This window comes from Streptomyces sp. NPDC059247 (assembly GCF_042754005.1).
In the GTDB taxonomy this organism is placed as follows: domain Bacteria; phylum Actinomycetota; class Actinomycetes; order Streptomycetales; family Streptomycetaceae; genus Streptomyces.
In genome coordinates this window covers 43,880-65,197 of sequence record NZ_JBHYZW010000004.1, presented here as the reverse complement: position 1 = coordinate 65,197, position 21,318 = coordinate 43,880, and the positions used below count along the sequence as shown (strand labels likewise).

Below are 21,318 nucleotides of genomic sequence, written 5' to 3'. Positions count from 1 at the left end.
GCAGCACCGCATCACGTTTGAGCAAACATTGCTCGTCAGGGCTGGCGGGTGATCCCGAGCGCGTTGAAGACTCCCCGGAACACCGGGTGTTCGGCTCCCTTCCGAGCCCATGCCCAGCAGGTTGTTCCACCGAGCCGCCACCCGCGGCGGGCAAGGGCCGGCTACCGGCGGCCGAGAGGGGTCCTCACCACGATGACGGCACCACTGCGCGAGACGAGTGCGGGCGAGCCGGCCGCCGCCGTCGACGCCCCGCCCGAAGCCAGGGCCATCGAGGGCCGTTCGCCCTGGAAGATCGCCTGGACCCGTCTCAAGCGCGACAAGCTCGCCCTCGCGGGCGCCTTCGTCGTCGTCTTCCTCGTCCTGGTGGCGGTCTTCGCCCCGGTCATCGTCGGCCTCCTCGGTCATCCGCCCGACGAGTTCCACGAGGACCAGATCGACCCGCTCTTCGGCACCCCGACCGGAGCCTGGGGCGGCATCAGCTCCGACTTCCTCCTCGGGGTCGAGCCGGTCAACGGCCGCGACGTCTTCAGCCGCATCGTCTACGGCGCCCGGATCTCGCTGCTCGTCGCCTTCCTCGCCGCGGTCTTCGCGGTGGCCCTCGGCACCGTCCTCGGCATCGTCGCCGGTTACTTCGGCGGCTGGGTCGACGCCGTCCTCAGCCGCGTCATGGACGTGATGCTCGCCTTCCCGCAGCTGCTCTTCACGATCGCCCTGGTCTCGGTCCTCCCCAACGAACTGCTCGGCATCGAGGGTTCGGGCGTGCGGATCGGCGCCCTCGTCGTCGTCATCGGCTTCTTCGGCTGGCCGTACGTCGGCCGCATCGTCCGCGGCCAGACCCTCTCGCTGCGCGAACGCGAGTACGTGGAGGCCGCCCGCAGCCTGGGGGCGGGCCGCCTCTACATCCTCCGCAAGGAGCTGCTGCCCAACCTGGTCGCCCCGATCACGGTCTACGCGACCCTCATGATCCCCACCAACATCCTCACCGAAGCCGCGCTCAGCTTCCTCGGCGCCGGGGTCAAGCCCCCCACCGCCTCCTGGGGGCAGATGCTCTCCAAGGCCGTCAACACCTATGAATCGGACCCCCTGTTCATGGTGATCCCCGGCCTCGCGATCTTCATCACCGTCCTGGCGTTCAACCTCTTCGGCGACGGCGTGCGCGACGCGCTCGACCCGAAGGGCTCCCGCTGACCGTTCGCCGACGACCCGCACCACCGCCCCTGCCGCTGGCGTCAGGAGGCAGATCCACCCTCGGCGGACCGCCGTTGTCGGCCGCCACTACCCCGGAGGTTGCGAGACCCATGACCCTGCTGAGTTCTCAGAGGCGCAGAATCGCCACGGGCGCGCTGCTCGCGGCGGCCACGATGGTCGTCACCACCGCCTGCGGTGGCGGCGGCGGCAACGGCGGCGGCGGTGACAAGGCCAAGGACGGCCTCGCCTTCAACGGCGGAGTCAACAAGGTCCTCAACCCCTCCGACAAGAAGGGCGGCGAGCTGAAGTTCATCGGCTCGCAGGAGGCCGACAGCTGGGACCCGCAGCGCGGCTACTACGGCTTCGTGTGGGACTTCGCCCGCTACTACACCCGCCAGCTCGTCACCTTCAAGGCCGCGCCCGGCGTCGCCTCCACCGAACTGGTCCCGGACCTCGCCACCGACCCCGGCAAGGTCTCGGCCGACGGCCTCACCTACACCTTCACGCTGAAGGACGGGTTGACCTGGGAGGACGGCAAGCCGATCACCTCCAAGGACATCAAGTACGGCATCGAGCGCATCTGGGCGCAGGACGTCATCTCCGGCGGCCCGATCTACCTCCAGCAGGCCCTCGACCCCAAGGGCGAGTACAAGGGTCCCTACAAGGACACCACCCCGGACAAGCTCGGCCTGAAGGCCATCGAGACCCCGGACGACAAGACCATCATCTTCAAGCTGCCGGTCGCCAACGGCGACTTCCTGCAGATGCTGGCCATGCCCGCCGCCTCGCCGGTCCGCCAGGACAAGGACACCAAGTCCAAGTACGGCCTGAAGCCCTTCTCCTCCGGCCCGTACAAGTGGGACTCGTACACCCCCAACAAGTCGATCAAGCTGGTCCGCAACGACAAGTGGGACGCCAAGACGGACGCCGTCCGCAAGGCGCTCCCGGACAAGATCAGCGTCACGTTCACCACGAACGCCGACGACATGGACAACCGTCTGATCGAGGGCGAGTACGACCTCGACATCAACGCCACCGGCGTCGGTGCCGCCGCCCGCCAGAAGGTGCTCCAGCAGAACAAGGGCAACGTCGACAACCCGCAGACGGGCTTCATCCGCTACGCGGTCTTCCCGCAGACGGTGATCCCCGACATCGAGTGCCGCAAGGCCATCATCTACGCGGCCGACTCGAAGTCCCTCCAGACCGCCCGCGGCGGCCCGCAGGCCGGTGGCGACATCGCCAGCAACATGCTGCCCCCGGCGATCAAGGGCGCGGACCCGAAGGTCGACCCGTACGGCAAGCTCGCGGGCGCCCCGGACCTGGCCAAGGCCAAGGACGCGCTCAAGAAGTGCGGCCAGCCGAACGGCTTCAAGACCACCATCGCGGTCCGCAACAACAAGCCGATCGAGATCGCCACCGCCGAGTCCCTCCAGCAGTCGCTGAAGGCCGTCGGCATCGACGCCCAGATCGACCAGTTCGACGGCGCCCAGACCTCCGGCATCATCGGTTCGCCGAAGGTGGTCAAGGAGAAGGGCTACGGCATCATCATCATGGGCTGGAGCGCCGACTTTCCGACCGGCCAGGGCTTCCTCCAGCCGCTGGTCGACGGCCGCTTCATCCTGCAGAGCGGCAACAACAACTTCTCCGAGCTGAAGGACCCGGCCATCGACGGCCTGTTCGACCAGGCTCTGAAGGAGACCGACCCGAACAAGGCCGGCGAGTTCTACAAGCAGATCAACACGAAGGTCTCGGAGGCCGCGGTCTACCTGCCCTTCACCCACGAGAAGAACATCATCTGGCGCGGCTCCCGGCTGACCAACGTCTACACGGCCGACTCCTACAGCGGCCGCTACGACTACGCGTCGCTCGGCGTCGTCAAGTAATCCGACCCGCTTCGCCGGCGCACCACCCGCCGCCAGGTCCGAAGGGCAGGTGATGGCCGAGGGCGGCGGCCGGGGGACCCGAGAGGGCCCCCGGCCGCCGACCGGCCGACCGCATGCTTGCATACATTGTCCGGCGACTCTTCGCGGTCGCCGTGATGCTGCTCGTCGTCACGCTCGTGACGCTCAGCATCTTCTTCCTCATTCCCAAGCTGACCGGCAGCGACCCTGCCGCGATGTTCGTCGGCAAGCAGGCGGACCCGGCCTCCATCGAGGGCATCCGGCAGAAGCTGGGCCTGGACGAGCCGATCCTGGTGCAGTTCTGGCACTTCGTCTCCGGCATCTTCGTCGGCCGCGACTACACGGGCGGTGGCGACACCATCCACTGCGCGGCCCCGTGCTTCGGCTACTCCTTCAAGACGGAGCAGGACGTCTGGACCATGCTGGTCGACCGCATCCCGGTCACCCTCTCCATGGTCATCGGCGCGGCCGTGCTCTGGCTCGTCATGGGCGTCTCCACCGGCATCGTCTCCGCGCTCAAGCGCGGCACCCTGATCGACCGGGCCGCGATGGTCACGGCGCTCGCCGGTGTCTCGCTGCCCATCTACTTCACCGCCATGCTGGCGCTGTTCCTCTTCCGCACCCAACTCGACTGGCTGGACGCCAAGTACGTCCCGTTCACCGAGTCCCCGGGCGCGTGGTTCGGCGGTCTGCTGCTGCCCTGGGTCACGCTCGCCTTCCTGTACGCGGCGATGTACGCGCGGCTCACCCGGGCCACCATGCTGGAGGTCCTCGGCGAGGACTACATCCGCACCGCGCGCGCCAAGGGCCTGCCGGAACCGGTCGTGCTCGGCAAGCACGCGATGCGCTCCACCATGACCCCCATCCTGACCATCTTCGGCATGGACCTCGGAGCCCTCGTCGGCGGCGCGGTCCTCACCGAGACCGCGTTCAACCTGTCGGGACTCGGGAACGCCGCCTTCAAGGCGGTCGGCGACCGCGACCTTCCGGTGATCCTCGCGGTCACCCTCATCACGGCCGCCTCCGTGGTCCTCGCCAACCTCGTGGTGGACCTCCTGTACGCGGTGATCGACCCCCGAGTGAGGCTCGCATGACGGACCAGCCGACGAAGACCGGGACGGCGCTGGGCGAACCCGTCCGCACCGGGGCCGCCCCCTCCGACGCCTTCCTCGACGTGCGCGACCTGAGGATCCACTTCCCGACCGACGACGGCGTCGTCAAATCGGTCGACGGCCTCTCCTTCCAGCTGGAGAAGGGCAAGACCCTCGGCATCGTGGGCGAGTCCGGCTCCGGCAAGTCGGTCACCTCGCTCGGCATCATGGGCCTGCACACCGTCGGTCAGTACGGCCGTCAGAAGGCCAGGATCTCCGGCGAGATCTGGCTCAACGGGCGCGAGCTGCTCTCCGCCGACCCGGAGGAGGTCCGGCGGCTGCGCGGTCGCGAGATGGCCATGATCTTCCAGGACCCGCTGTCCGCGATGCACCCGTACTACACGGTCGGCGCGCAGATCGTGGAGGCGTACCGGGTCCACCACCAGGTCGACAAGAAGACGGCGCGCAAGCGGGCCGTCGAACTCCTCGACCGGGTCGGCATCCCCGAGCCCGCCAAGCGGTTCGAGAACTACCCGCACGAGTTCTCCGGCGGGATGCGCCAGCGCGCGATGATCGCCATGGCGCTGGTCAACAACCCCGAACTCCTCATCGCCGACGAGCCGACCACGGCCCTCGACGTGACCGTGCAGGCGCAGATCCTCGACCTGATGCGGGACCTCCAGAAGGAGTTCGGCTCCGCGGTCGTCATCATCACCCACGACCTCGGCGTCGTCGCCGAACTCGCCGACGACATCCTCGTCATGTACGGCGGGCGCTGCGTCGAACGCGGTCCGGCCGAGAAGGTCTTCTACGAACCGCAGCACCCCTACACCTGGGGTCTGCTCGGTTCGATGCCGAGGATCGACCGGGACCAGACCGAGCGGCTCATCCCGGTCAAGGGCAACCCGCCCAGCCTCATCAACATCCCGAGCGGCTGCGCCTTCAACCCGCGCTGCCCGTACGCGGACGTCCCCGAGGGCGGCATCACGCGCACCCAGCGGCCCGAGCTGGCCCTCGTCGGCGAGCGCCACCACTCCGCCTGCCACATGCCGCAGGAGGAGCGCACCCGCATCTGGACCGAAGAGATTGCGCCGAAGCTGTGAGCGAGACGATGGAACCCCTGCTCAAGGTCACCGGCCTGCAGAAGCACTTCCCCATCCGGAAGGGCCTGCTCCAGCGCCAGTCCGGCGCGGTCAAGGCGGTCGACGGACTCGACTTCGAGGTCTACCCCGGGGAGACCCTCGGGGTCGTCGGCGAGTCCGGCTGCGGCAAGTCGACGATGGGGCGGCTCATCACCCGGCTCCTCGAACCGACCGGCGGCACGATCGAGTTCCAGGGCACGGACGTCTCCCACCTCGGGGTGGCGAAGATGCGTCCGCTGCGCCGGGACGTCCAGATGATCTTCCAGGACCCGTACGGCTCGCTGAACCCGCGCCACACGGTCGGCACGATCGTCTCGGCGCCCTTCCGGCTCCAGGGCGTGGAGCCCGAGGGCGGGGTGCGGAGGGAGGTCCAGCGGCTGCTCGGCCTGGTGGGCCTCAACCCGGAGCACTACAACCGCTACCCGCACGAGTTCTCCGGCGGCCAGCGCCAGCGCATCGGCATCGCCCGCGCGCTCGCCCTCAAGCCGAGACTGGTCGTCGCGGACGAGCCGGTCTCCGCGCTCGACGTCTCCATCCAGGCACAGGTGGTCAACCTCCTGGACGACCTCCAGGACGAGCTGGGCCTGACGTACGTCTTCATCGCCCACGACCTGTCGGTGGTCCGGCACGTCTCGGACCGCATCGCGGTGATGTACCTCGGCAAGATCGTCGAGCTCGCGGACCGCACGTCGCTGTACGAGAACCCGATGCACCCCTACACCCGGGCCCTGATGTCCGCGGTGCCGATCCCGGACCCGCGCCGCCGGGGCGCCAAGAGCGACCGCATCCTGCTCACCGGTGACGTCCCGTCCCCGATCTCCCCGCCGCCGGGCTGCCGCTTCCACACCCGCTGCTGGAAGGCGACGGACCTGTGCAAGACGCAGGAGCCGCCGCTCGTGGAACTGCGCCCGGGACAGCGGGTCGCCTGCCACCACCCGGAGAACACGGACGTCCTGACGGTCCCGGCGGCCCGCCAGTCGGTAGAGATCACGAAGCCCCCGGAGCCGGAGGCGGCCGAGGCGACGGAGACGGCAGAGGCCGCCGAGGCCTCTGATGCGCCCGATCCCGAGGAGGCCGCTGAGGCCGCTGAGGCCCCCGAGACCCCCGGGAACACGGGGAAGCCCGAGGGCTCGAAGGGCACCGACGCGCCCGAGAGCGCGGACGGCGGCTCCGAAGCCTGACGCCCGGCGAGGCCCCCGGCGCCACGAGGCACCGGGGGCCTTCGCGCGCCCCGGGGACCTCCGCCCCGGCCGCACCCGGACGGCCCCCCGGGGCCGACGTGACTCCGTCCCGGACCGGGGCACGCGCTGCGGCCGTACGGCCCCGAGGTCCCGCGCATCGATGTGGTCCGTCCCGGCGGAGACAGCACGAAGGCCGTGCCGCGTGCTCTCACCCGGTCCGCACCGGGCGGGAGACCTCGGCAGGACCCCGTACGTCCGCGAGGTCCCGCCCGGTCCGTACTCGGCGGGAGGTCCCGCCGGGCCCGTACGTCCGCGAGGTTCCGCCGGGCCCCGCGCCGGGTCCGAGGTCCCGCCGGGCCTCGTACGTCCGCGAGGTCCCGCCCGGTCCGTACTCGGCGGGAGGTCCCGCCGGGCCCGTACGTCCGCGAGGTTCCGCCGGGCCCCGCGCTGGGTCCGAGGCCTCACCGGTCCTCGTACGTCCGCGAAGTCCTGCCCAGTCCACGCCCGGTGGGAGGTCCCGCCGGGCCCCGCGCCGGGTCGGAGGTCCCGCCGGGCCCGTACGTCCGCGAAGTCCGCTGGCCCCGCGCCCAGCGGGAGGCCTCGCCGGGCCCCGTACGTCCGCGAGGTCCCGCCCGGTCCGCGCTCGGCGGGAGGTCCCGCCGGGTCTCGTGTGCCCGTGAGGTCCCGCCGGTCCGGGGTCCGCCGGTCCCGGATGTCCGGGGTGTCCCGTGCGGTGGCCGCGCGGGTGGTGTCGGGGTGGGGGCCCGTACGTCCGGGGCGTCCCGTGCGGCCCCCACGGGAACAAGCGGCACAATTGGCCGGTGCTCCACGACTTGTTCACCCCCTCCGTCCAACACACGCTCGATCTCGTCGGGATCTTCGTCTTCGCGATCTCCGGCGCCCTGCTCGCCGTCCGGAAGAACTTCGACGTCTTCGGCATCGCCGTCCTCGCCGAGGCCACCGCCCTGGGCGGCGGCCTCTTCCGCGACCTGGTGATCGGCGCCGTACCCCCGGCCGCCTTCACGGACCTCGGCTACTTCCTGATGCCGCTGGTCGCGGTGGTGCTCGTCTTCTTCCTCCACCCGGAGGTCGAACGCACCCAGGTCGCCGTCAACGTCTTCGACGCGGCGGGCCTCGGCCTCTTCTGCGTGACCGGGACGGTGAAGGCGTACGACTACGGGCTCGGCCTCACCGCCTCGGCGGCGCTCGGCCTGGCGACCGGCGTCGGCGGCGGTGTGCTGCGGGACATGCTCGCGAACGAGGTGCCGTCGCTGCTGCGCTGGGACCGGGACCTGTACGCCGTCCCGGCCATGGTCGGAGCCGGGATGGTGGTGCTCTTCATCCGTTTCGACGCCCTCAACGCCTTCACCACCGGGACGGCGGTCCTCACCGCGTTCATCCTGCGGCTGCTGGCGATGCGCTACCACTGGCGGGCGCCCCGGGCCTGGAACCGGCGCTCCTCCGCCCGCGAGGAACCAGAAAAAGCTACCGCTTAGTAGTGGCGCTGGGGTACCGTCGGGCGCATGACCACGAGGACCGAGACGAGCGCCACCGGGACGACCGTGGCGACGGGCGCCGACGCCGACCCCGACGGCGGGACCGCCACCGCGCGGAGCGAGTTCGACCGCGACACCGCCGTCACCCTCCGCGAGCCCGGTGTCTACGACGCGCACCTCTCCGCGGGCTGGACGATCATCCACGCGGTGAACGGCGGCTATCTGCTGGCGCTGCTCGGCCGGGCGCTCGGCGACCACCTCCCGCACCCGGACCCGTTCACGGTCTCGGCGCACTACCTGACGCCGTCCGTGCCGGGCCCCGCGGTGATCCGGACCGAGACCGTCCGCACCGGCCGGACGCTCTCCACCGGGCAGGCGTCCCTCTTCCAGTACGCCGAGGACGGCACCGAGGTCGAGCGCATCCGCGTCCTCGCCTCCTACGGCGACCTGGACGCGCTCCCGGACGACGTCCGCACCACCGCCACCCCGCCCCGGATGGCGCCGATCGAGAACTGCTTCGGCGCCTCCGACGGCCCCGCCCCGCAGATCCCCGGCTCCTCCGCGATCACGGAGCGGCTGGACCTCCGGCTCGACCCGTCCTGCGTCGGCTGGGCGGTCGGCGCGCCGTCCGGCAAGGGCGAGATGCGGGCCTGGTTCGGTCTGGCGGACGGCCACGAGCCCGACGCGCTGTCGCTGCTCCTGACGGTCGACGCGCTGCCGCCGACCTCCTTCGAGCTGGGCCTCAAGGGCTGGACGCCCACGGTCGAACTGACCGCGCACGTCCGCTGCCGCCCGGCCCCCGGCCCGCTGCGGGTCGCCATCACCACCCGCAACCTGGCGGGCGGCTTCCTGGAGGAGGACGCCGAGGTCTGGGACAGTGCGGACCGCCTGGTGGCCCAGTCCCGCCAACTGGCCCGCGCGCCCCGGGGCTGACCGGACGGTCCGGGAGGGCGGGGACCGGCGAGCGCCGGGCCCGGAAGGCGGCACCGCCCCCGCCCGGACGGGACCACCGGGGCCGTACCGGACCCGGAAGCGGAGGACGCCGGAAGCCGGGACCGGACACGTCCGCAGCGGAAGCGGAACCGGAGCGGTGGCTCCGGAGCCCTTCCGGGTCCCCGATGCGGGCGCGTCAGGGCCTGGAAACGGAAGGCATCCGCAAGCGGCGGCGCCGGGTGTCCGGCCCCCGGGTCCCTGGAAGCGGAAGCCCGTGCCGCCCGGCCCGTGTGGCGTCCGGGCCGAAGCCGTACCCGGGCGGCCCGCCACCCCCGTACCGCCCGCCCTCCGCCCCGCCCGACGACGAGAACCGGCCACCCTTCCTGGACCGGGCGGCGGCGTAAACAGGCCACCCGCCGGGAGCGCGGGCGGGGGCTCGTAGAATCGGTGCACCATGGCTTACCTCGACCACGCCGCGACCACGCCGATGCTCCCCGAGGCGATCGAGGCGATGACCGCCCACCTCGCCGTCACCGGCAACGCCTCCTCCCTGCACGCCGCCGGCCGACGTGCCCGGCGGACCGTCGAGGAGGGGCGGGAGACACTGGCCGCCGCGCTCGGCGCCCGGCCCAGCGAGGTCGTCCTGACCTCCGGCGGCACCGAGGCCGACAACCTCGCCGTGAAGGGCCTCTACTGGTCCCGCCGCGCCGCCGACCCGCGCCGCACCCGGGTCCTCGCCAGCCCCGTCGAGCACCACGCCGTGCTCGACGCCGTCGACTGGCTCGCCGTCCACGAGGGCGCCGAGGTCGAGTACCTGCCGGTGGACCGCCACGGCCGGGTCCACCCCGAGGCCCTGCGCGAGGCCCTCGCCCGCGACCCCGGGTCCGTGGCCCTCGCCACCGTCATGTGGGCGAACAACGAGATCGGCACGGTCATGCCGGTCCGCGCCCTCGCCGACGTCGCCGCCGAGTTCGGCGTCCCGCTGCACGCCGACGCCGTCCAGGCGGTCGGCCAGGTGGAGGTCGACTTCGCCGCCTCCGGCCTCGCCGCGATGACCGTCTCCGGCCACAAGATCGGCGGCCCCTACGGCATCGGCGCCCTGCTCCTGGGCCGCGAGCACACCCCCGTACCCGTCCTGCACGGCGGCGGCCAGGAGCGGCACGTCCGCTCCGGCACCCTCGACGTGCCCGCCGTCGCCGCCTTCGCCGTCGCCGCGCGGCTCGCCACCGGGCGGCGCGAGGAGTTCGCCCGCGAGGTCGGGGCGCTCCGCGACGAGCTGGTGACCGCCGTCCGGACGGTCGTGCCCGACGCGGTCCTCGGCGGCGACCCGGACGACCGGCTCCCCGCCAACGCCCACTTCACCTTCCCCGGCTGCGAGGGCGACTCGCTGCTGCTGCTGCTCGACGCGGCGGGCATCGCCTGCTCCACCGGCTCCGCCTGCACCGCCGGGATCGCCCAGCCCAGCCACGTCCTGCTGGCCACCGGCACCGACCCGGACCTGGCCCGGGGCACCCTGCGCTTCTCGCTCGGCCACACCTCCACGAAGGAGGACGTCGCGGCCGTCGCGGAGGCGATCGGCCCGGCCGTGGAAAGGGCGCGCACCGCGGGCCTCACCTGAACCGCGGCCCCACGGGAGCCGTCACCTCACCTGAGCCGTGGCCCCGCCTGAGCCGTGGTCCCCCCTGAGCCGTGGCCCCACCAGGAACTCCCCTCGCCGAAGGCGCGGCTCCCCGGCCTCACGCGGGCTTCCGCGACGCCTCCCGCTCCAGCTTGCGGCGGGCCTCCCGCACCAGCTTCAGATAGCGGTCCCAGTCCCAGTGCGGACCGGGGTCGGTGTGGTCGGTGCCCTGGACCTCCACGTGCCCGATGACGTGCTCCCGGTCCACGGGTATCCCGTACCGCGCGCAGATGTCCGCCGTCAGCGCCGCCGACCCCGCGTACATCGCCGCCGTGAAGTCCTCCGGCCGGTCGACGAAGCCCTCGTGCTCGATGCCGATGCTCCGCTCGTTCATGGCCCGGTTCCCCGCGTGGAAGGCGACGTCGAGCTCCCGGATCATCTGCGCCACGTGCCCGTCCTTGCGGACGACGTAGTGCGCGGCGGCCCCGTGCCCCGGGTTCTTGAAGACCTGGAGCGCGGTCGCGTAGCTGCCCTGCACGACGTGGATCACGACCCGGTCGATCGTGTAGTCGTCCGGCCGGTCGGCCCGCCGCCAGTTCGCCCGCGCGGCCGAGGTCCACTCGGCGCCCTTGTGGTCTATCTCGCCGTCGACCCGCTTGCGCTGCATCCCCGGCAGCCGCCACCAGGTGCGCGCCAGCTCGTCCGAGGCCAGTACGGCCGTGGTCACCACGGCGGCGGCGCCGCCGAACAGCAGAGCGCGCCGCCCCACCCGACGGCCCGAACCGGCCGAACTCTCGTTCCCCTTGCTGTCCATGCCACCGAGAACGCTCACCACCGCGATTCCGGTTCCCGGGGCCCCGTACCCTGGTGGTGCTATGACTCAGAATCCGCGCCCCCTCCGCGTCCTCGCCGCCATGTCGGGCGGAGTGGACTCCGCCGTCGCCGCCGCCCGCGCCGCCGAAGCCGGTCACGACGTGACCGGTGTGCACCTCGCCCTCTCCGCGAACCCGCAGTCCTTCCGTACGGGAGCGCGCGGCTGCTGCACCATCGAGGACTCGCGCGACGCGCGCCGGGCGGCCGACGTCATCGGCATCCCGTTCTACGTGTGGGACCTCGCCGAGCGGTTCCGCGAGGACGTCGTCGACGACTTCGTCGCGGAGTACGAGGCCGGGCGCACGCCCAATCCGTGCCTGCGCTGCAACGAGAAGATCAAGTTCGCGGCGCTCCTCGACAAGGCGCTCGCCCTCGGTTTCGACGCGGTCTGCACCGGCCACTACGCCACGGTCGTCGAGACCGGGGACGGCACCCGTGAGCTGCACCGCGCCTCCGACGAGGCCAAGGACCAGTCGTACGTCCTCGGGGTGCTGGACGAGAAGCAGCTCGCGCACGCGATGTTCCCGCTGGGCGACACCCTCACCACCAAGGACGAGATCCGGGCGGAGGCCGAGCGGCGCGGGCTCGCGGTCGCGAAGAAGCCCGACAGCCACGACATCTGCTTCATCGCCGACGGGGACACCCAGGGCTTCCTGGCGGCCCGCCTCGGGAAGGCCGAGGGGGACATCGTCGACGAGGCGGGCACGACGATCGGCTCCCACGACGGCGCGTACGGCTTCACCATCGGACAGCGCAAGGGCCTGCGGATCGGCCACCCGGCCGCCGACGGCAAGCCGCGCTACGTCCTCGACATCTCGCCCGTGGACAACAGGGTGACGGTGGGCCCCGCCGAGGCGCTCGACGTCGTCGCGCTCACCGCGATCAAGCCCCGCTGGTGCGGCACCGCCCCGGACGCCCCGGGCCGCTACACCGCCCAGCTGCGCGCCCACGGCGGCGAGACGCCGGTGAGCGCGGCGATGGAGGACGGCGAGCTGCGCGTGGCCTTCGACGAGCCGGTCCGGGGCGTCGCCCCCGGTCAGGCGATCGTCCTGTACGACGGGACGCGGGTCGTCGGCTCGGCGACGATCGCGACGACGACCCGCCGCCCGGCACCCGCCCCGGCGTAACCCGGACCGACGGCCCCCCCGGCAGGACGCCCGCCCGGACGCGCCCCCGGACCGCCCCCGACGCTCCGAAGGACGGCACCCACCCATCCCCGTACGGGGACGGCGAGGACCGTGACACCGACTCCGACCGACCACCCGCGAGCGGACGGCGACGGCGCCGGTCGTGACCGGTGTCGGGCGGTGGCGGCGGTTCCGACCCTGACCAGCATCGGACGGCAACGGCCCCGGCTGTGACCGGCGTCGGACGGCGGCCGTCCCGGCTGCGACCCGTGTCGGGTGGCGACCGCCTCGGTCGTGCCCCGTGTCGGACGGCGACGGCCCCGGCCCCGACCGGCGTCGGACGGCGGCCGTCCCGGCTGCGACCCGTGTCGGACGGCGACAGCCCCGGCCCTGACCGGCGTCGGGCGGCGGCCCCGCCGTGACCGCCCGGTCCACCGTGCCCGCACCCGCACCCGCACCCGCACCCCCGCACCCGCCCCCCGCCCCGTATCCGTCCTTCCGCCCCGAGGCGGAAGGAACGGTCACAGCAGCCCCACCGGCTCCCGGGTCTCGGTGTGGAAGTCCGCCAGGACCGGGGCCAGGACGTGTGGTGCCACCTCGTGGGTCTGGCCCGTGAGCGTACGGTGCCGGGCCCGGGGGAGCGCCGCCGTCAGCGCGCGCGCCGCGCGCCGGGTCCCGGCCGGGCTCGCACCCCCGTCGATCACCAGCACACGCGCGTGGACCCCCGCGAACAGCCGCTCCGGGACGGTTCCGTCACCGAGCACCGCGAGGTCGTACGCGAGGGTCGGCGCGAGCCCGACGAGCCCCGGCCAGGCCACCGCGGGCAACGACGACTCCGCGAGGAGCAGCGCGACGGCCGCGTCCCGTCGGCCCAGGGAGGCCAGCGCCACGGCCCCGGCGAGCCGTTCGGCCGCCGCCGCGCAGAACGGCGGCTCGAACACCGACACCGGCCCGGAGGGCATCCCGACGGCCACCGCCGAGAGGGCGAGCGCGCCGCCCGTCCCCAGCCCGTGCAGGGCCGCCCCCGGCCCCACCTCCGCGAGCACCGCCGCCAGGTCCTCGATCTCCCGCTCCACCGCCGTGTACGCCCCCGCGCGCCCACCGTGGCCCCCGGCCCCGTTGTCCCCGCTGCCGCCGCGCCCCCTCCGGTCGTACGTCACGACCGAGAACCGCCGGGCCAGGAGCGTGGCGAGCGGCCGTTCCGCCGCCGCCGTGCCCAGGGCCCCGCTCACCAGGACGAGAGGCGGCCCGCCCCCGTGCCGCTCGTACGCGATCTCCGTGCCGTCCCGCGAGACGACCCGGCCCCTGAACCTGTTCGACGTGATGCTCACCTCATCCATGGCAGGTGAGACCCGGCCGCTCACCGGAACTCATCGTTCTTCCGGGGGAATTTCCAAAAAATCTTGGAACCCGCTGGTCAGGGCATACGGTGAAGCCATGAACATCTGCGTCTTCCTCTCCGCCGCCGACCTCGACGAGCGGTACACGGCCCCCGCCCGCGACTTCGCCCGGCTCCTCGGCGCGTCCGGCCACACCCTGGTCTGGGGCGGCTCCGACACCGGTCTGATGAAGGTCGTCGCGGACGGTGTCGAGGAGGCCGGAGGGCGGCTCGTCGGCGTCTCCGTCGACTTCCTGGCGGACAAGGCCCGTCCGGGCGCCGACGAGATGGTCGTCGCCCGGGACCTGGCCGAGCGCAAGGCCCTCCTCCTCGCCAAGTCCGACGCGGTCGTGATCATGGTCGGTGGCACCGGCACCCTCGACGAGGCCACCGAGATCCTGGAGCTGAAGAAGCACGGCAAGCACCACAAGCCCGTCGTGCTGCTCAACACCGACGGCTTCTACGACGGTCTCAGGGCCCAGTTCCGCCGCATGGAGGAGGAGGGCTTCCTCCCGGTCCCGCTCACTGACCTGGTCCTCTTCGCCGAGGACGGCCCCTCGGCTCTCGCCCTCCTGGAGGCGGAGACCGCCGCCCGCTGATGCGAGCATGGTGACCATGGCTACACATGTGATCACCGGAGCGGGTTCCGGCATCGGCGCGGCCGTCGCACGCCGTCTCCACGCGCGCGGGGACGAGCTCGTCCTGCACGCCCGTGACGCGGGCCGCGCCAAGGAACTGGCCGCGCTGTTCCCCGGCGCGCGCACGCTCGTCGGGGACCTCGCCGACCCGGACCGGCTGGCCTGGGCGTTCTCGCACCAGAGCCTGCCCGACCGGGTGGACGGGCTGCTGCACATCGCGGGCGTCGTCGACCTCGGCGCGGTCGGCGACCTCACTCCCAGGACCTGGCACCACCAGCTGAACGTCAACCTGATCGCCCCCGCCGAGCTGACCCGCCACTTCCTGCCCCAACTGCGCCTCTCCCAGGGCCACGTGGTCTTCGTGAACTCCGGCGCCGGGCTCGCCGCGCACGCCGAATGGGGCGCGTACGCCGCCTCCAAGCACGGCCTCAAGGCCCTCGCCGACTCGCTGCGCCACGAGGAGCACCCCCACGGCGTCCGGGTCACCTCGGTCTACCCGGGCCGCACCGCGAGCCCCATGCAGGCCAAGGTGCACGCCCAGGAGGGCAAGGAGTACGACCCCGCCCGGTGGATCGACCCCGAGTCGGTGGCGACGGCGATCCTCACCGCGATCGACCTCCCGCGCGACGCGGAGATCAACGACGTCACCGTCCGCCCGGGACGGCGGTCGTGACCGGCACCAGCCCCTGGGGCCCGGCGACCGGCGTCGGCTCGCTGCCCGGCGGAGACGCCCGCGAAGCGGCGAAGACCGTCACCGGCAGCTTCGAGGACTTCCCGTTCCTCCCCGAACTCCCCGCCCGTGGACCCGGCGCCGACATGATCGGCCGGACGACCGGGATGCTCGTCGACCTGTACGCGCACGTGGAGCCGAGCGGCTGGCGGATCAGCGACCGCCCCGGACGCGACACCCGGCGCGCCCGCTCCTGGCTGGGCGAGGACCTCGACGCCCTGGAGGAGTTCACCCAGGGCTACGAGGGCCCGCTCAAGGTCCAGGTGGTCGGCCCGTGGACGCTCGCCGCCGCCCTGGAACTGCGCGGCGGCGAAGCCGTCCTCAGGGACCCGGGCGCCTGCCGCGACCTCCTCGGCTCGCTCACCGAGGGCCTCCGCGAGCACCTCGCGGAGCTCCGCCGGAGGATTCCCGGGGCCCGGCCCGTGCTCCAGCTCGACGAGCCCTCCCTCACCGCCGTCCTGCGCGGACAGGTCCGTACGGCCAGCGGCTACCGCACCCACCGGGCCGTGGACCGGCAGGTCGTGGAGAGCGCCCTGCGCCAACTGGTCGCGGTGAACGACGGACCGGTCGTCGTCCACTCCTGCGCCCCCGACGTGCCGTTCGCGCTGCTCCGCAGGGCGGGGGCCGCCGGAGTCTCGTTCGACTTCGGGCTGCTCACCGAGCGTGACGAGGAGACGATCGGGGAGGCCGTGGAAGCGGGCACCACGCTCTTCGCCGGTGTGGTGCCGTCCACCGACGGTCCATTGTCAGACCCGGGGGGTAGCGTCATGGGTGTCAGGACGCTGTGGCGCAGGCTCGGGCTGTCTCCGGGGACCCTCGCGGGTTCCGTGGTGGTCACGCCCACGTGCGGTCTCGCGGGTGCTTCGCCCGCGTACGCCCGTGCGGCGCTCGCCCATTGCGTCCGGGCGGCGAGATCGCTCGCGGACAACCCAGAGTGACCGGGTTTCGAGGCACGGGAGGACGGCGAAGGTGACAGTCGAACAGGGGGCCCTGCCCGCCGAGGCACGGGAGAAGCACGCCGACCTGGCCGGGCGGGTCGAGGAGCACCGCTTCCGGTACTACGTGAAGGACCAGCCGGTCGTCAGCGACGCCGAGTTCGACCGGCTGCTGCGCGCCCTGGAGGCCCTGGAGGAGGAGTACCCGGAGCTGCGCACGCCCGACTCGCCGACCCAGAAGGTCGCCGGGCAGTACGAGACCGAGTTCACCGCGGTCGAGCACCGGGAGCGGATGCTCTCCCTGGACAACGCCTTCGACGACGAGGAACTGGCCACCTGGGCCGAGCGGGTCGCCAGGGACGTCGGCACGCCCGACTTCCACTACCTGTGCGAGCTGAAGGTGGACGGCCTCGCGGTCAACCTCACGTACGAGCACGGGCGGCTGACCCGCGCCGCGACCCGGGGCGACGGCCGCACCGGCGAGGACATCACGCCCAACGTCCGGACCATCGCCGACATCCCGGAGCGGCTGAGCGGGGACCGCGTCCCGGACCTCGTGGAGATCCGCGGCGAGGTCTACTTCCCGATGGAGGACTTCCAGGGGCTCAACGCGCGCCTGGTCGAAGCGGGCGACAAGCCCTTCGCCAACCCGCGCAACGCGGCGGCGGGTTCGCTCCGGCAGAAGGACCCCAAGGTCACCGCCACCCGCCCGCTGCACATGGTGGTGCACGGCATCGGCGCCCGCGAGGGCTTCGCCATCGACTGCCTCTCCCACGCCTACGAGCTGCTGCGCGAGTGGGGTCTGCCCACCGCCCGGCACAACAGGGTGGTCGGCTCGCTCGACGAGGTCCGGGAGTTCATCGCGTACTTCGGGGAGAACCGGCACTCCGTGGAGCACGAGATCGACGGCGTCGTCGTGAAGCTCGACGAGATCCCCCTCCAGGGCAGGCTCGGCTCCACCGCCCGCGCCCCGCGCTGGGCCATCGCCTGGAAGTACGCGCCGGAGGAGGTCAACACCAAGCTGATCGACATCAAGGTCGGCGTCGGCAGGACCGGGCGCGTCACCCCGTACGCGCAGGTGGAGCCGGTGACCGTGGCGGGCTCCGAGGTCGAGTTCGCCACCCTCCACAACCAGGAGGTGGTGAAGGCCAAGGGCGTCCTGATCGGCGACACGGTCGTGCTGCGCAAGGCCGGTGACGTCATCCCGGAGATCCTCGGGCCGGTCGCCGACCTGCGGGACGGCAGCGAGCGGGAGTTCGTGATGCCCGCCGAGTGCCCGGAGTGCGGGACGCCGCTGAAGCCGATGAAGGAAGGTGACATCGACCTCCGCTGCCCCAACGCCCGGACCTGCCCGGCGCAGCTGCGGGAGCGGCTGTTCTTCCTGGCCGGTCGGCAGTGCCTGGACATCGAGAACTTCGGCGCGGTGGCGGCGGCGGCGCTGACCCGCCCGCTCGAACCGGCCGAGCCGCCGCTCGTCGACGAGGGCGACCTGTTCGACCTGACCATCGAGCGGCTCCTGCCGATCAAGGCGTACGTCCTGGACCCGGACAGCGGACTGCCCAAGCGGGACCCGAAGACCGGCGAGGAGAAGATCGTCACGGTCTTCGCCAACCAGAAGGGCGAGCCGAAGAAGAACGCCCTGGCGATGCTGGAGAACATCGCGGCGGCCAAGTCGCGCCCGCTGGCCCGCTTCATCAACGGGCTCTCCATCCGGCACGTGGGCCCGGTCGCGGCCGAGGCGCTGGCCCGGGAGTTCCGCTCCCTGGAGCGGATCGAGCAGGCGAGCGAGGAGGAGCTGGCCGCCGTCGACGGCGTCGGCGGGATCATCGCGGCGGCCGTGAAGCAGTGGTTCTCCGAGGAGTGGCACCGCGAGATCGTGCGGAAGTGGCGCGCCGCCGGGGTCGCCCTGGAGGACGAGGGCGCGGGGGAGGACGTGGGCCCCCGCCCGCTGGAGGGACTCACGGTCGTGGTGACCGGCACCCTGGAGAAGTTCACCAGGGATGGCGCAAAAGAGTCGCTCCAGAGCCTCGGAGCGAAGGTGACCGGTTCCGTTTCGAAGAAGACCGCCTTTGTGGTCGTCGGTGAAAACCCTGGTTCGAAGTACGACAAGGCGATGCAGCTGAAGGTTCCGGTTCTGAACGAGGACGGCTTCACGATCCTGCTCGAACAGGGACCCGAGGCCGCTCGGGAGGCCGCCCAGCCCATCCCCGAGTAGCACCCCGCCCCCTCCCGGAGACCCCGCGCGGACGCCCCGCGCGGGGCCCCGCACGGCCCAACGGGGCCACCCGTCCGGCGCATACCAGATCGTTACGGGTGGCCCGGCCGCATTCGGGCAAGACAGGAAGAGCGCTGCCCGCCGAAGCCCTCGGCGGCCTAGTGTGGTGACCGTGCGTCCGGTCCGCACGGCCGGGCGAGGGTTCCGCCGTCCGCGGTGCCAGGACACCGGCCCCGTACCACCGGGAACGGCCACCGCCCCGCGGCGGCCCTCCCCACGGACCGCCGGACGACGAACGGCCGCCTCACCGCGGCCCATCGCACACCGACGGCACCGCCGCCTGTGAGAGGGACGGGAATGGAACCGACCGACAGCGCCGCCAGGGTGCCACGGCAGCAGCACGGACACACCGCACCCCCGGGCCTCACCTCCCGGCTCCCCGTGGCCGTCGTCGGGGCCGCCGCCGTCCTGCTCGCCGTCGGGCTCCAGCGAGCCCTGAGCACCGGCCACGGACTCTTCCCCGGCGACACCCCCGGCTGGTCCCTCGCCGTCCTCACCGGACTCATCGTCGGCCACCTCGTCGCCCTCGGCCGCGACCGCTGGTGGGGCGGCACCGGCTCCTCCGCCGCCCTCACCCTCGCCGTCCTCCTGCTCTACGGCTGGGTGCCCGCCGGACTCGTCTCGCTGACCGTCGTCGCCCTCGTCGGAGCCGCCCGCCGCCACCGCTGGCGCCAGGGCCTCCTGCACGGCTCCGCCGACATCCTCGGCGTCGCCGCCGCCGCCCTGGTCCTCGGCCTCTTCGGCGACGTACCCACCGTCGAGAAGCCCTGGCACCCCCTCGACTGGACCATCGCGGACCTCCCGGCCGTCGTCCTCGCCGCCGCCGCCTACCTCGTGGTCACCCGCCTCCTCCTGTGGTACACGCTCGCCCCCCAGGGCCGGGGCCTGCCCACCGTCGCCCGCACCGCCCTCCTCCGGCAGGGCCTCGTCGCCGTCGCCCTCCTCGGCATCGCCCCCCTCATCTGCGTCGTCGCCGCCACCCGGCCCGTCCTGCTGCCCCTCTTCGCCGTCCCCCTCATCGCCCTCGACTCCACCCTCTGGATCGCCCGCGCCCGCGCCGAGGAACAGCTCCGCGACCCCCTCACCGGCCTCCCCAACCGCCAGTGGCTCCTGGAACGCGCCTGGACCGCCCTGGAGGAGGCCGAGGGCGAAGGCGTCCGCGCCGCCCTCGTCCTCATCGACCTCGACCGCTTCCGCTCGGTCAACGACACCCTCGGCCACCTCGCGGGCGACCGGCTGCTCCTCCAGATAGCCGACCGCATCCGCCACGCCCTGCCCCCCGGCGCCGAGGCGGCCCGGCTCGGCGGCGACGAGTTCGCCGTCCTGCTCCCCACCGCCGACTCCACCACCAGCGCCCAGCGCGTCGCCCGCCACCTCGTCGCCGAACTCTCCTCCCCGCTCGACCTCGACGGACTCACCCTCGTCCTGGAGGCCAGCGCGGGCGTCGCCGTCTTCCCCGAGCACGCCCTCGACGCCGAAGGACTCCTGCGCCGCGCCGACGTCGCCATGTACCAGGCCAAGCGGGACCGCACCGGAGTCGAGGTCTACGAGTCCAAGCGCGACTCCAACACCCCCGACCGGCTCGGCCTCCTCGGCGACCTCCGCCGCGCCCTCGACGCGAGCGAGGTCGAACTCCACTACCAGCCCAAGGTCCGCTTCGACGGCCAGGTCGCGGGCCTCGAAGCCCTCGTCCGCTGGGTCCACCCCGAGCGCGGCAAGGTCCCGCCGGACGAGTTCATCGCCATCGCCGAGACCTCCGGCCTGATGCCCCACCTCACCGAGTACGTCCTGGAGACCGCCCTCGCCCAGGTCGCCCGCTGGCGCGCCCAGGGCCTTGACGTCCCGGTCGCGGTCAACGTCTCGCCGCGCGACGTGCACACCCCCGGCTTCGCGGGCGCCGTCGCCGCCCGGCTCGCCCGGCACGGCGTACCGGCCGGGGCGCTCCAGCTGGAGATAACGGAACACGTGCTCCTGGAGGACCCCCAGCGGGCCGCCGACACGCTCAACGGGCTCACCGGCCACGGCGTCAAGATGTCCCTCGACGACTTCGGCACCGGCTACTCCTCCCTCGTCCACCTGCGCCGTCTCCCGGTCAGCGAGCTGAAGATCGACCGCTCCTTCGTCGCCCGCCTCGCGATCGACACCGAGGACGCCGAGATCGTCCGCTGCACCGTCGACCTGGCCCACTCCCTCGGCCTCGTCGTGGTCGCCGAGGGCGTCGAGGACGACGAGACCTGGGAGCGGCTGCGCGACCTGGGCTGCGACGCCGTCCAGGGCTGGCTGGTCGCCGCCGCGATGCCGCCCGCCGAGGCCACCGCCTGGCTCCTCGCCCGGGGCGAGCACGGCTGGCGCCGCCCCGCCGACATCGCGGCCCAGATCGACCTGGACCACCCCTCGGGCCAGGTCGTGCCCCGGGGGTGACCGGGTCAGGGACGGGGAGGGCTACGGCACGGGGAACGGCCCCGGCCCCCTAGGATGGGCCCACACCATCAAGCTCACCCCGTGAGGATCCGCATGTCTGGCATCACGCGCGAGGAGGTCGCCCACCTCGCACGGCTGGCGCGTCTGGAGCTGAAGGGCGAAGAACTCGATCACTTCGCCGGCCAGCTCGACGACATCATCGGCGCGGTCGCCCGCGTCTCCGAGGTCGCCGACCAAGACGTACCGCCGACCTCCCACCCGCTGCCGCTGACCAACGTCATGCGCGCGGACGAGGTCCGTCCGTCGCTCACCCCCGAGCAGGCGCTCTCCGGCGCCCCGGCCCAGGAGCAGGGGCGTTTCAAGGTGCCGCAGATCCTGGGGGAGGACTAAC

The 21,318-nt window shown here is 72.7% G+C and carries 17 protein-coding genes; 15 read left to right on the top strand and 2 right to left on the bottom strand.

The genetic code is table 11. The annotated features are described in order from the left end of the window. Nucleotides 1–192 precede the first annotated feature (192 nt). The 8 genes from ACFXGN_RS10260 to ACFXGN_RS10225 all read left to right on the top strand — a co-directional run bounded on the left by ACFXGN_RS10260 (nt 193) and on the right by ACFXGN_RS10225 (nt 10,550). The gene (locus tag ACFXGN_RS10260) at nt 193–1,188 is read left to right on the top strand and encodes an ABC transporter permease (protein ID WP_384856057.1); all 996 of its coding nucleotides are present in this window, start codon (nt 193–195) and stop codon (nt 1,186–1,188) included. A gap of 110 nt (nt 1,189–1,298) precedes the next feature. Further along, nucleotides 1,299–3,071, top strand: a complete 1,773-nt coding sequence (locus ACFXGN_RS10255) for an ABC transporter substrate-binding protein (RefSeq protein ID WP_384856054.1) — start codon at nt 1,299–1,301, stop codon at nt 3,069–3,071. A 113-nt stretch (nt 3,072–3,184) separates the two neighbouring features. Continuing rightward, on the top strand, nt 3,185–4,183 hold the full coding sequence (locus ACFXGN_RS10250) for an ABC transporter permease (protein WP_384856052.1): 999 nt from the start codon (nt 3,185–3,187) through the stop codon (nt 4,181–4,183). Continuing rightward, a complete protein-coding gene (locus ACFXGN_RS10245) occupies nt 4,180–5,283 on the top strand; it encodes an ABC transporter ATP-binding protein (RefSeq protein ID WP_384856050.1) in 1,104 nt (367 codons plus the stop codon). Before ACFXGN_RS10250 ends, ACFXGN_RS10245 begins: the two co-directional genes overlap by 4 nt. Before the next feature lie 8 nt (nt 5,284–5,291). Then, nucleotides 5,292–6,503 (top strand): ABC transporter ATP-binding protein, encoded by a 1,212-nt coding sequence (locus tag ACFXGN_RS10240; protein WP_384856824.1) that lies wholly within the window; start codon nt 5,292–5,294, stop codon nt 6,501–6,503. A gap of 821 nt (nt 6,504–7,324) precedes the next feature. Continuing rightward, complete coding sequence (locus ACFXGN_RS10235) at nt 7,325–7,999, top strand: trimeric intracellular cation channel family protein (RefSeq protein WP_384856047.1); 675 nt, start codon at nt 7,325–7,327, stop codon at nt 7,997–7,999. A gap of 27 nt (nt 8,000–8,026) precedes the next feature. Then, a complete protein-coding gene (locus tag ACFXGN_RS10230) occupies nt 8,027–8,932 on the top strand; it encodes a thioesterase family protein (RefSeq protein ID WP_384856045.1) in 906 nt (301 codons plus the stop codon). 454 nt (nt 8,933–9,386) lie between these two features. Next, nucleotides 9,387–10,550 (top strand): cysteine desulfurase family protein, encoded by a 1,164-nt coding sequence (locus ACFXGN_RS10225; RefSeq protein ID WP_384856043.1) that lies wholly within the window; start codon nt 9,387–9,389, stop codon nt 10,548–10,550. Between the two features lie 118 nt (nt 10,551–10,668). Here the strand turns inward: ACFXGN_RS10225 and ACFXGN_RS10220 are convergent, their stop codons facing one another. After that, nucleotides 10,669–11,364, bottom strand: a complete 696-nt coding sequence (locus tag ACFXGN_RS10220) for an N-acetylmuramoyl-L-alanine amidase (RefSeq protein ID WP_384856821.1) — start codon at nt 11,362–11,364, stop codon at nt 10,669–10,671. A gap of 61 nt (nt 11,365–11,425) precedes the next feature. On the opposite strand from ACFXGN_RS10220, the gene mnmA reads away from it, so the two are divergent. Beyond that, nucleotides 11,426–12,550 carry a tRNA 2-thiouridine(34) synthase MnmA gene (mnmA, locus tag ACFXGN_RS10215; protein WP_384856041.1) on the top strand — a complete coding sequence of 375 codons (1,125 nt, stop codon included), beginning with the start codon at nt 11,426–11,428 and terminating at the stop codon, nt 12,548–12,550. A 521-nt stretch (nt 12,551–13,071) separates the two neighbouring features. On the opposite strand, the gene ACFXGN_RS10210 is transcribed toward mnmA, so the two are convergent. After that, nucleotides 13,072–13,890: an alpha/beta fold hydrolase gene (locus tag ACFXGN_RS10210; protein WP_384856040.1), complete on the bottom strand. Its 819-nt coding sequence runs from the start codon at nt 13,888–13,890 to the stop codon at nt 13,072–13,074. Nucleotides 13,891–13,987: 97 nt separating this feature from the next. Between ACFXGN_RS10210 and ACFXGN_RS10205 the strand changes: the two genes are divergently transcribed. The 6 genes from ACFXGN_RS10205 (at nt 13,988) to gatC (ending at nt 21,317) form a co-directional block, all read left to right on the top strand. Then, complete coding sequence (locus ACFXGN_RS10205; protein WP_384856037.1) at nt 13,988–14,527, top strand: TIGR00730 family Rossman fold protein; 540 nt, start codon at nt 13,988–13,990, stop codon at nt 14,525–14,527. A 7-nt stretch (nt 14,528–14,534) separates the two neighbouring features. Next, complete coding sequence (locus tag ACFXGN_RS10200; RefSeq protein ID WP_384856034.1) at nt 14,535–15,239, top strand: SDR family oxidoreductase; 705 nt, start codon at nt 14,535–14,537, stop codon at nt 15,237–15,239. Next, complete coding sequence (locus ACFXGN_RS10195; protein WP_384856032.1) at nt 15,236–16,234, top strand: methionine synthase; 999 nt, start codon at nt 15,236–15,238, stop codon at nt 16,232–16,234. The genes ACFXGN_RS10200 and ACFXGN_RS10195 overlap by 4 nt, the downstream gene beginning before the upstream one ends. A gap of 31 nt (nt 16,235–16,265) precedes the next feature. Further along, nucleotides 16,266–18,446 (top strand): NAD-dependent DNA ligase LigA, encoded by a 2,181-nt coding sequence (gene ligA / locus ACFXGN_RS10190; protein ID WP_384856030.1) that lies wholly within the window; start codon nt 16,266–16,268, stop codon nt 18,444–18,446. Nucleotides 18,447–18,803: 357 nt separating this feature from the next. Further along, the gene (locus ACFXGN_RS10185; protein ID WP_384856027.1) at nt 18,804–20,927 is read left to right on the top strand and encodes a putative bifunctional diguanylate cyclase/phosphodiesterase; all 2,124 of its coding nucleotides are present in this window, start codon (nt 18,804–18,806) and stop codon (nt 20,925–20,927) included. Between the two features lie 93 nt (nt 20,928–21,020). Continuing rightward, a complete protein-coding gene (gene gatC / locus ACFXGN_RS10180) occupies nt 21,021–21,317 on the top strand; it encodes an Asp-tRNA(Asn)/Glu-tRNA(Gln) amidotransferase subunit GatC (RefSeq protein ID WP_366442174.1) in 297 nt (98 codons plus the stop codon). Nucleotide 21,318: the final 1 nt, after the last annotated feature.